Raw genomic sequence first — 13,654 nt, forward strand, 5'->3', positions numbered from 1 at the left:
GAGCACAACAAAAAAGGTCTCCAAATTTTTGAAGACCTTTCTGTGCTCAGGATAGCCTGTTATTAAAACTTTTCAAAATCACTGTCATCAGCTCCCATATCCAGTGACAACCCACCGAAGTCGGAAGATTCGGACTTAGGAGCCGGAGCCTGCTGCGGGGCTGCAGCCGGAGCGGCATGAGATGCAGCTACCTGGGCGGACGGCCTAGGGGTGCTGACCGGCAGGGCTTTTGGCCGGAAAAATGAGGAACTGCCATAACCGCTTACCTTGAAGAAGGACATGGTACTCTCCAGCAAAGCGCTTTGGGAAGAAAGTTCCTCACTGGTGGAGGCCATCTCTTCCGAAGCGGAAGCATTTTGCTGGATCACAGAGTCAAGCTGGGCAATAGCTTTACTGATCTGTTCCGCACCGGAATTCTGCTCAGCACTTGCCGAGGAAATTTCCTGCACCAGTTCTGCGGTTTTCTGAATATTGGGAACAAGGTTTTCAAGCATATCCCCGGCCTTCTCGGCAACCGTCACCGTGGAAGAAGAAAGCTCGCTTATTTCACCGGCAGCATTACCGCTTCGCTCGGCCAATTTACGGACCTCTGCGGCAACAACGGCAAATCCCTTGCCGTGTTCCCCGGCACGTGCCGCCTCAATTGCGGCATTAAGGGCCAGCAGGTTGGTCTGACGGGCAATTTCTTCAATAATAGATATCTTTTCAGCAATATTTTTCATGGCCGACACAGCTTCGGAAACGGCGGCCCCGCTCTCCTGTGCATCGGAAGCCGACTTAAGTGCTATATCCTCAGTGGTCTGGGCATTAAGAGTATTCTGCTTGATATTACTGGCCATTTCTTCAATAGATGCAGAAACCTCTTCAATGGATGCTGCTTGTTCAGTAGCTCCCTGCGAAAGTCCCTCAGCAGAAGCTGAAAGTTCTGTACTTCCGGAAGCAACGTTACCGGCCCCCGCTCGAACATCTGAAACAACCTGAATCAGTTGCGCAGCCATATCCCGCATGTTGCCGTAAACACCGATAGCCGGTTCGGAAAATCTCAGTTCAAGATCTCCCCCGGCAATACTCTGGGCCACATGTGCAATTTCAGATGGATCACTGCCAAGCTGTTTATTAACAGTAGTTATAATGAAACCGGCTGTTACAACACCTACACAGAAAGCAATCAGACTGATTATGACTGCCATCATAATAGCTTGGTCGTTTGCCGACTGAAGTTTCGGACCCAATATCTCCTGCTCAGCCATAATCGAGAGCTTTACATCTTCAACATTTTTAGCGATCTGAGGACCTATCTTATCAAGATGGTTTGTAACAATACCGTTACGTGTAAAGATAACCTTTGTCAGGCTATCGAAAGCAGCCATATATTTTCCTTTCAAATCAATAACTTCAGCCAGCAAACGGCGCCTTTCGGGATTTTGCGTGCTGCGGTTCAGCTCATCGAAAATTTTATCAAGCTCCTTCATTTCGCTATGAACACGGTCAACTGAAGTCTGTGCGTTGTCATCTAGAAATTTAACTACATAGAGACGCGCCAGCAGCAATCTGCGCATTGCAAATCCGCTCCGTACAGTAGTTACAACCTCGTTATCCCGTTCAGCAGTTTCAAGAATTCGGGTCAGTGTCTGTTCCATTCGCGGTCCATCCACATTGAGTTCGTCATTTACATAGTGATCGCGTTCATCTTGAAATTTTTTAATAGTAACGAAGTGCTCACCGTACTCCTTAACCTCTTTCTCTACCTCCGCAATCAGACTTGCACGTTCCGGCTTTTTGATTTCTCTGGATGCTTCATCCAAAAAATCACGCATTTTGGCATAGTACTCATCATACTGCTTAACATCGAGAACGCTTCCGGTATTGATGAAATCCTTAACATTCATCCGCACCATGAGCATATTGGCCTGCAACCTTCCACTCAAATTGGTGTCCCTTGCAAGTCCGCGGTACTGGCTAAAACCATCACTTGAATTATCAAGAGCCCAGAAAGAAATCCCAGCCAGAACAAGCAGCAAACCCAGAACGGACCCAAATCCCAGTATCAATTTAGCAGATAATTTCATCTCATTCCCCCAAAATGCTTTTTTCTCTCCAGCCGCGATCACAGCTGGATGTGACTATGGAAGACTTATATTATATTATTTGTGACTTTTTTTAAAAGGAAAAAACAATTTTCATATCAAAACAATTACCGACCATAAAAAAAGGCCGGTTGCATTAACAACCGGCCCTGCTTTTTCATAGGAAAAGAGCTGTTTATTCAACCCTCTCCGTGCAAGTATTGCACACGGGGAAAAGAATCCATATGCGGTTTGATGGCTTTGCCGAGCCAATCAATGGACTGCCCGAGATTCAGCATGTTGGCCATACCTTCTACATCTTCGAGCACTTCACCTTTATTCATCCCATACCCCATATTCCAGTAGGTGGCACCGGGAATGATCATGCCGTTGATCTGGTACAGATGATTGATTGTATCGAAGACATGGGTTGCACCACCGCGACGGACCGCAACTACCGCAGCGCCGATTTTACCCGCAAACTGACGGTCGTTTGCAAGAGACACTAGACCGGCCCGGTCTATCAGAGCTTTTATCTCCGCGCTTACGTCAGCAAAGTAGGTAGGGGAACCGATCACAACGGCATCAGCCCGAACCATCTTTTCATAGACCTCATTAAATTTGTCGTTGTCCACAACACACTGGTTGTCTTTGTTTTCCCAACACTTCATGCAAGCCATACATCCACGAATCTTCTTACCGCCAAGCTGATAAAATTCGGTTTCCCAACCGTTATCCTTAAGCGGTTCAAGAACCTTGTTCAACATAGCCTCAGTGTTCCCGCCTTTACGCGGGCTACCGTTGATTGCAAGTACGTACATTTTTCTCTCCATAATTATGTAATAAAATGGGCAGGTCCCACTATAGAACCACTCTCATACAATATTATACAACTCATGCGTTATGTGGATTCAACAACAGAGCCAAGAATTATGCATCAGACTTTTTGCTGAAATGAGAAACTGAGAAACTAGGTGGGGGGATCTAACAACCTTTGCATTAGACAACGGACAGAGACAAGTCCGGCAAATTCTCCTTTTTTAGTCACTGCGATAGGGTCGAAGGTGTAGCTTCCTTCACGGGAGAGAGCCCTTTTACCGACCTCGTTCAAATCGGATTCAGAGGGAAGAACAAGTAATTCCCTATCCATAACCGCAGACACAGGACGATCCAGAAAAAGCGCCTTATCAGTTTCACCACGAATAATATGGTCCATGCGCCCCTTAGTCACCATGCCAACAGGAGAAAGCCCGTCCAGCACAATCAGGCAAGCCCATTCTCCACTTTTGCGCAGCCTGAGCAGGGCATCAGAAACTTTGCAATCAAGGGATATTGTCTGCGCAGGCCAAACCATTTCTCCCAGAGAACCGGCTAAATCCCGTTCAATAGCATCAGCCCGGCCTACCACCTGATAAGTACGGATGGAATGCTGCACTCCTTTTACATAAATCGGAGCACGCCCCAGACAACGGAATTTATCTTTCACCAAGGCCCATGTTTCATGGGATATCAATATCTGATCCGGAGGGGCGTTTTGCTCCAGCCGGGCGGCAACATTAACCTGACCGCCGATGATGGTATAATCTATAAGCTGCTTGGAGCCGAAATTTCCTACAGTGCAAAAACCTGTATTGATCCCCATGCGGACTTTGAAAGGGGTTGAAATTCCCAACTCAAACCACTGTTGCTGCATCTCCTTAAGGGAATCTCGCATTTCAATAGCCATATTCATACAGGAAAGTGCGTCTTTCCTATACCCTTGGGAAATAGGGTCTCCAAAAAAAATCAGCACGGCATCGCCGATAAATTTATCAATGGTACCGCCGTGTTTAATGGCAATGGAGGACATGCGGTCAAGATAATTATTGAGCAAAGCGGTCATATCCTCGGGTTCCATACGTTCGGTAGTGGAGGTAAAGTCGACAATATCGGAAAAGAATATCGTCAGTTTTTTACGTTTAGCCCCGATGAGAGAATCCTGTTTGCCGTAAAAAATAGACTCGTAGACCTGAGGAGATAGGTAACGGCCCAGCTTGTCTGAAAGCCCGGTCAATCTTTCTGACTGCTCCTTCTGAATCAAGGCGGAAGCAATACGGCGCAAGATCATGGGCGGACTCAAGGGGCGGCGGATGAAATCAACAGCTCCTGATTCGAACCAACGCAACTCATCTTCAGGTTCTCTGCTGCCGGTGACAAGAACAACCGGAATTTGTGCTGTGGATTCATTTTCCCTGAGTTTTTTGCATATTTCACATCCTTGCATCTCCGGCAGATCCGCATCAAGCAGGATAAGGTCTGGTTTCTCCCTTGCAGCCACGTCAAGAACAGGGAGGACATTCATCGCCATTAGCAGAGTGTAATCCTCGCGCAGAATCTGCGCGAAAAGATCCATTTCAGGCTTCACATTATTTACAATAAAAACAACTGGACGGTTATGTTCTTTCACGCCGCTTCTCCTCTTTAAACAGCCATGTAATTCATACTTACCCAACTGCTGGAGAGATTTAAACAAAAATAATTAACTACTTCGGGTTTATTACCGACCCAGCAACGGTACCGGGCCATTCTCCAAACAAAAAGGACTCACGATTTACACCGTAAGCCCTTTTGCTGTAATTGTCCGTAACTGTTTATATTAGTGAGAGTTTTCGCAATATTTGCGGACACTTTTTCTAAGTTCCCTTATGCCGGCATATTCAGGTTCGGAAGCCAGTTTACTTTGTTCAGCATAAAGTCTTTTTAAAAAGATATGTTTCCTGTCTGCGGGAGAGTTTTCCAATTCTTCGTAAAGGGCAGAATAATTCGCTGGATTCAATATATTTGTGCTGTCCAACCGCTGCAAAACATTATTCCTGATTGCTACCGAAGTGACCTCTTCTATTGTTTCCCTTGGGTGCTTTGCACCATTCTCTTCTGAGAATATTTTGATATCATTTTTTGCAATAAGTCGCGGATTACCATCAACTGCCTTTTTAGCCTCTTGATACAGGGCATTGTACACTCCGGCAGTGATTATGAATTCTCTGGTTATATTTTCAGCACCACGCGCCGTAAAAGTACCTACAACCTGCGGCAAAGCACTAACAAGAACAGGCATGTAATCTCCAAGATATTTAATGCTCTTTTGCTCTTTTACGTAGCGGTCATCATTAACACACAGCTTTATCGAATCATGAAGACCTGTTCCGATAGGCTCCAGAAACATCATGAATTCAGAGGTCGTGCCGACCGGTTTTCCCAGATAAGAAATTGAAAAGTTATACAGATCATTAATTCCATACGGATTCAGCAAAAGTGAGTATGCCTGCAGAGCAACAGCGTCTCTGATATTTTTCTTCGTATTGCGCACCATTGCAACATCCAAAGCAATTTCCGAAAGCAATTTTGCATTGTACGAAGTTTCAAAATATGCAGAGTCGGGGATCAGGTCTTCATATCCTTCGGTGGAAAAATAATACGTGGCAAACCCAATCATTTCAGCATTCCGTTTTTTAAGGAAATCTGTATTGGAGCCCTCTTTTTTAACCAGGTCAGACTGAAACCTTACAAGCATGGCTGTCGCCTGCCATATATCCTTAAGCTGAGTAATATACTCAGCAGGATTATCAACTCCGTATTTTGAAATTTCATCCAGCCTTTCAGGACCGGCAACTTTAGCCACTGTCCGATATTTATTGAGGCAGTATCGGACATTATCCTTAATACTATCAAAGACAAAAGCCTTAACGGCCTCGCGGTCCTCCCTGATTACCCCGTTAAACAGATTCGCCACCATACTTGTAAGCAGAACGGCCTCATTTTTCAGTGCTGCAAGTTCTCCTTTTGACGTAGAGGCAAACTCCCGTGCTGCGTTATAATTCTCAACTGCTGATTTTAAAGATCCAAGTCTTGAAATTTCGGGACCTCCATTGATTGCATCAACGGAGAATTGCAGGGCCTTTGCAAAATAAACACTGTAAACAATATTTGCCGAGTCACTCTCAAGTCCGGTGTAATGTTCCATGACCGCTTTATAGACTTTGTCGTTTTTATCATCTTCAGCGTTTATGTTGAAAATCCCTTCGACAGCACCGCCCAACGGGTATAAATCTTTGACTTTGACACTTTCACTGAGAATCGCTTTATTGATAACCAGATTCAAAACACTGTTACAAACATTTCCCAGTTCAGCGGAAAAAGAATTTACAGTATCATACCCGATATCCTGTTCGCGCTTGAGAGGTATGATTTCCTCTACCCAAATTTTGTAAATACTTTCTTTAAAGTCCTCGATTCTTCCATAGTCGAGCTCAGAATAGGCATTCATTAACAGACGCCAATATGAATACCCATCAAGACTCGAAGGAGTATTGCCGAACTGGTTTGTAAGCAGCACGGCATTATCCAAGCTCTGACGGTTATTATATGCAACGTAATTAAAAAACTGCCCAATTGCTGCAGCAAGAATTTTATTTTTTTGAGCATTTTTTTTAATTTTGCCTGCATCAAGGGCAATTGTATTCAGATTAAGCTTAGGCCCGTAAACTTCCTGCAGCAACTCCATATTAAATTGCTGAAACGGTATTTTTGTGCTGCGCTTTGTCTCTGCCATAAGCTCTTTGATCCTCTCTGGTGAGAGCGTCGTAATTTCAGTGGCATAATCAATATAATCATTCCAAGAAGGCAATGCTGCAGCCTTTGCCGCAGCAGGTGCACAAATCAAAACGCCTATTGCAAAGAACAATATCACAATACCAATATATTTTTTCATTTACTGCCTCCCGTGTTAACCAGGCACTCATAAGCACTGGATAAAAAGTCACATCTGTTCTTGAATTCAATTCCTGCGTTTGCATTCAAAACAACGGTCAAAGAATATATGCCCAGCTTTCCTTTAAAGCTGAAAACCCCTTTATCATTTGAGCAAGTCGTACCTATGCCTAAACCGTCATTTTTCATAAATTGTATTATTTCACTTTTGATTACGACATCACTCAATCCTGCAGGACAAATAGGCAGATCACGGTCACTAATTTCATCCCACGCTCTCCGTCCTGCTAGTTTGTCGATTCTGGCAGGCTCAACTTCAGCTGGGGGTCCACCGTCAGAATAATCATAACCGCCACCCCCATCGGTCCCCTGTCCTGCTCCACTGCCGCCCCCAGACTCTCCTGTACCATGACCGGCAAGATCTAAAGACCGTCCCCCCTTCCTGCTCTGCTTTACCTGAACTTCTGAAATGTTCTTTTCAGGCTGCTCCTTGAGAGCGGGCATAGACTCGATTTTATATAAATTTTTGATAATTACATTTTCTGAGAGATCCGCCTTCATGGGTTCTCTTCTTGCAAATCTACGAGCTCTGGATGTATCTTCTGTAGCAGTTTTTCCAGGCCTTACAGCAGGAATAGAAATGTCTTCATTATCATCCCCGGCTAATTGCAGGCTGGGTTGCTGGCTTTCATTCAAAGCTACTACATTTTCTTGTTCATCAAAGTGTCTACGAATAACAGGCTCATATATTTGAGCCTCCTCATTTTCACTGTTATAAAAATTCATTTTAGGTTTTAGGGGCTCGGCCATGGCGGATACACTTTCTTCGTTCTTCTTCAAAAGTGACTTAGAAGATAAGTCGCGCCGAATATCTGTATTTTCGTCATTTAAAAAAAGTTTCCCTTTTTTCCTTTTCTCACGTTTCATCCGCTCCGCAGTCTTTATTTCACCGGCAGCCTTTTTTTCCTCCCGGTCAGGTTCACGGGTTTGTTTATTCTTTTTCTCAATGACTTCAGCTGCGTTCTTGCTCTCGACCAACTTACGCCCTGAATTTTCGGGTTTTGTGGCATTATCCATCTTTGCGGAAATAATTTTATCTTGAAGGCTATCCTGCGCTTTTTTGGTCTCTATATTTTGCTTTTCAGCATCAATTTCTAAACTCTCTTTTACTGGTGCCACTGGCGGTTTTTTCTTTTCAACCGGAACCGGAGCCTGAGGAAATTCCTCTTGAAGTACTGGTTTATTAATAATCTCCGCTTCGACCAAAAGACCTATCACACCCTCTTCTTTACCGGGTTTATCGTCTTTCATGTAAATAGATCCCAAAAAGATCAGGATAAGAATCAAAGCGGGCATCATAAAATATGCCATATTAGACGAAATATCATACTCAACATTAGAATAACTGATATTAAGGGGTAAATTTTTTTTTCCTACTCCACGCCCATAGCGCTTATATTTCCAATTTTTCTGATCCATATAGCCTACTTATCAATGCCAACAGGGGTAACCAGTTCCCTGTCAGGCCAAACTTTCTGGACAATGGAAAGTGCAAGTAACATGTTCCCTGATTCTGATTTACTATGTGCGGCAAAGACCCATGGATCATGTTTGGCCTTAAGCTGCAAAAGAACATCAAGCAATCCTTCCCTACTTTTTTTAAAGGGAACTTCTTCCCAAATATTTTTGCGCGAGTTTTTCTTTTGTACTGAAATAGCTTCATACTCCTGACCTTCGTCATTGACATAAACACGCCACAACTTTTCGGCTTTAATGGATTTATCAAGCCGTTTGCTATCTACTACACTGGCAAGAGTTAGGTCTGCGTAATTATTATTGTCAGTCGGGATAATGACCAGTGCCAGCACCAAAAGAAAAGCAAGATCGGCAAAAGAAAAAATCCAAACCATACTGGGAGATCTTCTCATTGTATCATTAACCTATAGTAATATAAGATGTTTTTTTCTTTGACGTTGCTTCTTTATCCTCTTTAATTACAGCTTCTGAAGCAACCTGAATTGCCAGTTTGATGCATTTGTCGGCAAGATAATCTAGACGAATCTTCAACAATTCAAAAACAATATAACTGAAAAGGGCAAATACAGTGGTCAGAAGAGCCGTCCCCATACCCACAGAGCTAAGGGAATTCTTCACACCACCGTCACCGCCAATAAAAAGCAACAACATACCTACGACAGTTCCAAGAAAGCCCATGGGGGGCAGAAGATTTACAAGATTTTCATATTTGGAAAGAATTTCATCATAATATGCAGACTGACCGTATTGGTATACTGCGTCCTTTAAGAAGAAAGGCTGTGCAGCAGTATTGTTACTACTTTCATCCTGATACGCTGAATAGTAAGCCTTCTGAACTTTCAGGGACAATGAATCAGCATTCGAGATGGCTGACTGCAGCTTCTTCTTGCTGTACCCTTTTTCAACCCGAAAGTTAAACTTAATATACAAACCGATTACAAAGCTAAACACAATCCAGATTGCCGAAAGAATTAATATCTCCGGCACCGGAGAGGCTTTAACGAATAAAGATGCTATCCATTGAATTGGTTCCATGAATTCTTATCCCCGTTCAGTAGTTATAAGCTTGAAATTAGCCAGACATTTATCGACAGTCGGATAATCCAGCCCAAGCGACCTGACATCAAGATCATTTCTCTCGCCTGCCAGCTCGCTGAGTTCTTTGATTTCGCTTACTGCTTTTCGATTTTGGGCAGTAACCTCTTCCGAATCCGGGTTATCGATATCAATACGGATTTGAATAATCAGCAGATAGGCACTGATGAGCAAATCCTTTTGTTCAGGAGAAGGATTATGCAGCATTGATGAATATTCATTTGTATCGAAAAAAAGCTTATTAAAAACAATATCGCTCATCTTTTGTAACGAAGTACGATACTCTGGATTGTCCTTTTCATGAAAATGAAAATCTGCAGTAAGAGTTCTTAGAGACTTGGCTGCTTCTATAAATGAATTCAGCATAGCCTCTCTGTACTCATCTGATTTATGCTCACTAAATGCGGAAGTTGATTCAACAGGAGCTTTTATTTCAGTTGCTTCTTTTGTTTTACTAAGAACACATCCGTTCAACAATATAATGAACATACTCAATAAAACTAAGATTAATACTTTTTTCATTTAAAATACCTCTTAAATTATATATTCCCCCACAGACTATTCCGAGAGACACTAGCACAATCAATAAACGCAAAGTATATCTTACAGGCTTACTATATTCATATCTTTTATAAAACGGCTCAGTATAGTAATGTTGGATCTTTTTATGTACCAACATAAGTTTCGCAATGGCAGCAAGCGCCGTTTTGATTTGTTTAGGCTGGATTGCATTTGTAAAAATATAAGCATCTAATTCCTGCTTTAAAATCTTTCGACATTTAGCAGTAGCTTTTTTCAACTGCCATAATGTACTGCGAAATTTATCGTGTTTTTCCTTATTTTTATCAGGAGAATTATCCGCATCAGTACCTTCTTCAAACTCATCTTCAAGAGCAATAAGAGCAGAAGATAAGTGGGCAACTTTATCTGTACATTCAATCAACATATTATCAGCGCTTTTAATCTTATGAACCTCTTTCATAAAATCATATACCGATGCATATTTTTCAGAACTAGCTTTACATTTATGGAAATAATCAAACCTATATCTTTTTTTAAACCACAACCCGGTTAATTTCTTAGCAGTAAGAACAATAAGGCAACCAATAAGAATTGCGACAATACGCAGAATTAACCCTACAACATCATAATAACTCCCAAGTCCAATGAAGCAGGCTACTCCTATACCGAAGAACAAATAAATAAATGGGACAAGAAAGACGCGAATAGCACAAGTCTGGCCACATGCATACGCTTGAGCATTTTTTTCTTTGATAAAAGGACCGACACACAATGCTCCTCCACCAGTGATAAGTGAAAAAAACACAAAGAAAAGCTTAAACCCAAATGATTCAGATTTGCTGTTGGTCACATAAGGTATCCAAGTATAGAATATTTTTTGTAACGAACTATAATTCTCAGTTTTTTTAAATTTTTCAGATACATTTTTTATTATACTGCTAACCTCTTTACCATACAGCTTCAAACTACCTTGGTACATATTGTCATCTTTCTTATCATTATCCTTTTCAAAATGAAATTCAGGCAATTTAGCTTTAGTCTTATTTTTTCTTTTTGCTAATTGAAACGCATTTTCCAATTCTTTTTTTTCATATTCTGTACAACGAAATTCAATTTTACAAACAGCTTTACTATGGTCATTACCTGTAAATTTATCGTCATCTTCATAAACAGCATTTTCAAACATCAGTTTTATAACAGGTTTACCTTTTATTTCTGAGTCAAATGAGACAATTGAATTGTGCATTGTATATATTACTTTTTTAGAATCTGTATTGTCGCCTTCTTCAGTCTTTTTAATACTTATTTTCTCATCAGGTTCGCTATAAATTCTTAGGTTTTTGTCATTCTTCTCATTCAAAATATCTTTCAAAAAAAGATTTGTTTGGGTGATAATAGGTGCACTTTCTTTAGCATCCAAGACTAGATATGAACTTTTGGAAAAACCAACATAAGCGTTAGCTAAAATTAAAAAGAACGCTAAAACTATCAGAATATAAATAGTAACAACCAGACTATACGTAAATGCCACAGAACCACACCTAGGCATTAACAAATGCAAGTATTTATGATTATTAGCCATTTTCACCCTCCACAACAAACTTTACATTAAAAGAATCTGACAAGTGATCCCGGCTATACTTTTTTATAACTTTAAAATGATGCTCATTATGAGTATAGGCAAAACGAACGTATGAACCTATTGCGCATGTTCTTGGAGATGAAGAACTGTATTGGACTGCATATTGATGACTGATTTCTGTTCCCTCAGGAATGAAGAGACTTAGATTAAGCACTCCATCCGAAATAAAGCCCGTAACATCAACCCCTAATTCGTCCTTACTAAAACCTGAACACTTCAATTTCAGAATAGGCTTTTCTAGCTCTTCCGGCTTTTCCGGCTTTTCCGGCTTTTCCGGCTTTTCCGGTCTTTCCGTAACAGGATTCTGCTGGACAGGTTTTGTAACAGAGGCATCCTGTATGCCTACTTCAGCAACAACAGGCTTTTCAGAAGCACCCTCTGCCATCTGGGAGTGGTCCGACACTACTGTTTTCAGTTGATTTATATCAGGAACCGAATCAGGCTCACGCTCATCCCAGCAGAACTTAGTGAGCACCTTGCACTCATTAGCACGTACTACGTAATCCTTATACCCTTTCCAAATATCAACATTAGAACCAAACCTGCTGAACAAATCCTGAAAATATGTATTGTGATTAATGAATCTTTCCTTGAGATTCTTCACATTACCGGTAAAACAGACGAAACGATTATACACCACCACTGTAGTTTTATTATCTTGTCCAGCTTTAAGCACATCAGAGAGGAGACATTTGTATGTTTCAAGATTTGAAAACCCGCCCCCTCTTGCGGCAATATCTTGTATATCATCCAGAAATGCATTCTTTTCTATTGAGCGTGGTCGTATTTTATATTTGGTTACTTGACTATCAAATTGTCTGATGTGCGGAATACAAAAACCGGATGTACAATCATTAAAAACGTATCTGATTTCGGCTTGAACAGATGAGGATTGGTCTTTCTTTAGAATGCCAACCATGTGTTCTGAGATTTGCTCCGCCTTTGAAAAACTCCAGCCGGAAGCATCAACATAAAAAACATAGTCTGCACATTGCCCTTCGTTCGTACTGCCGAATACAAGCAAACAAATAAGGCATACTATAAACAGGCCGCCAACGGTTTTTTTTGACTTAAGATATCGCAAAACAAATCTCCACATAACATTTTTGAACTATGTCCCCCGACACGGTCGTATTCTCTTAAGATATTAATTATGCGATTATTATTTCTTATAAACTATGTCAAGTTCTATATTAAAATATGTTATAATTTTATTCACCTAGTAATTGCTAGAATTAAATAGAATAATACATATTAAGTACTAAAAAAATATGTTGAAAACAGAAATTGGAAACAAAACAACCGTTCGTATGTCTTTCACGAAAAATTATCCTCAAAGCCTCAAGCCTGAGAATCTAATTTTCATCCAGATCAATTAAGCCATGTCTGTATGCAAAGCGTATGAATCCAAGCGGCGTCTTTACGCCCAGCTTACGCATAAGATTAGAACGGTGATTCTCTACTGTGCGTGGACTGACGAAAAGTTCTGCAGCTATTTCCTGCACTGTCAGCCCGGTCGCAAGGTGCTGCATTACTTCGTGTTCACGAGGGGTAAGGGAATTACAGAAAAGATTACGGCGCACTTTTTTACAGATGGAAAAATCCCGCTTTATTCCATGGGAGATAGCGTCATCAAGATAGAGATTACCACGCAGGACGGTGTCCATGGCGCGGACAAGCTCACAAGGCTTGGACATCTTGCCGACAAAACCGGAAGCCCCGGCCTCGAACGCTTCCGCCACATTGCCGACCTGAACATTCTCCCCGGTCATGAGCACCAAGACATTTTCATCTCTACACACCAGTTCGCGCACAAGCACAGTGCTATCGATGTCGGGTAAATCAGAATCAACTATGACAAATGACGGGGAGGTATCGCGCACGCAGGCCAAGCCCTCCTCACCGCTGGCAGCCAATGCGGCGATAAAATAGTTTTGCTCCCTTTTTAATTTAGCTTTCACTCCCTCGCAATATAAGGGGTGTGAATTGATAAGAACAATTCCGAAAGGCGGTAATTCTCGCGATTTCCTTTCAAACATCGTAT

The 13,654-nt window shown here is 41.7% G+C and carries 11 protein-coding genes; all 11 read right to left on the bottom strand.

The features are described 5' to 3' along the window. Nucleotides 1-62 precede the first annotated feature (62 nt). Nucleotides 63-2,069, bottom strand: coding sequence for a methyl-accepting chemotaxis protein (locus ACKU41_RS07540; protein ID WP_321404874.1), 2,007 nt, complete (start codon nt 2,067-2,069; stop codon nt 63-65). Between the two features lie 197 nt (nt 2,070-2,266). Next, entirely contained in the window at nt 2,267-2,887 is a 621-nt protein-coding gene (locus tag ACKU41_RS07545) for a flavodoxin family protein (protein WP_321404875.1), read from the bottom strand. 149 nt (nt 2,888-3,036) lie between these two features. Further along, a complete protein-coding gene (locus tag ACKU41_RS07550; protein ID WP_321404876.1) occupies nt 3,037-4,512 on the bottom strand; it encodes an adenylate/guanylate cyclase domain-containing protein in 1,476 nt (491 codons plus the stop codon). Nucleotides 4,513-4,701: 189 nt separating this feature from the next. Beyond that, entirely contained in the window at nt 4,702-6,816 is a 2,115-nt protein-coding gene (locus tag ACKU41_RS07555; protein ID WP_321404877.1) for a hypothetical protein, read from the bottom strand. Further along, nucleotides 6,813-8,294, bottom strand: coding sequence for a hypothetical protein (locus ACKU41_RS07560; protein WP_321404878.1), 1,482 nt, complete (start codon nt 8,292-8,294; stop codon nt 6,813-6,815). Before ACKU41_RS07560 ends, ACKU41_RS07555 begins: the two co-directional genes overlap by 4 nt. Nucleotides 8,295-8,299: 5 nt before the next feature. Next, the gene (locus ACKU41_RS07565; RefSeq protein WP_321404880.1) at nt 8,300-8,725 is read right to left on the bottom strand and encodes a hypothetical protein; all 426 of its coding nucleotides are present in this window, start codon (nt 8,723-8,725) and stop codon (nt 8,300-8,302) included. 25 nt (nt 8,726-8,750) lie between these two features. Then, nucleotides 8,751-9,386 (bottom strand): MotA/TolQ/ExbB proton channel family protein, encoded by a 636-nt coding sequence (locus ACKU41_RS07570; protein WP_321404882.1) that lies wholly within the window; start codon nt 9,384-9,386, stop codon nt 8,751-8,753. Between the two features lie 6 nt (nt 9,387-9,392). Then, nucleotides 9,393-9,968, bottom strand: a complete 576-nt coding sequence (locus ACKU41_RS07575; protein WP_321404883.1) for a hypothetical protein — start codon at nt 9,966-9,968, stop codon at nt 9,393-9,395. Further along, a complete protein-coding gene (locus ACKU41_RS07580) occupies nt 9,901-11,550 on the bottom strand; it encodes a hypothetical protein (RefSeq protein WP_321404884.1) in 1,650 nt (549 codons plus the stop codon). Before ACKU41_RS07580 ends, ACKU41_RS07575 begins: the two co-directional genes overlap by 68 nt. Further along, complete coding sequence (locus ACKU41_RS07585; RefSeq protein ID WP_321404886.1) at nt 11,543-12,694, bottom strand: hypothetical protein; 1,152 nt, start codon at nt 12,692-12,694, stop codon at nt 11,543-11,545. The genes ACKU41_RS07580 and ACKU41_RS07585 overlap by 8 nt, the downstream gene beginning before the upstream one ends. A gap of 271 nt (nt 12,695-12,965) precedes the next feature. Beyond that, nucleotides 12,966-13,571, bottom strand: coding sequence for a response regulator transcription factor (locus ACKU41_RS07590; RefSeq protein ID WP_321404887.1), 606 nt, complete (start codon nt 13,569-13,571; stop codon nt 12,966-12,968). Between the last annotated feature and the right edge of the window lie 83 nt (nt 13,572-13,654).

Origin of the sequence: Maridesulfovibrio sp. (assembly GCF_963678865.1) — a bacterium.
Lineage (GTDB): Bacteria > Desulfobacterota > Desulfovibrionia > Desulfovibrionales > Desulfovibrionaceae > Maridesulfovibrio.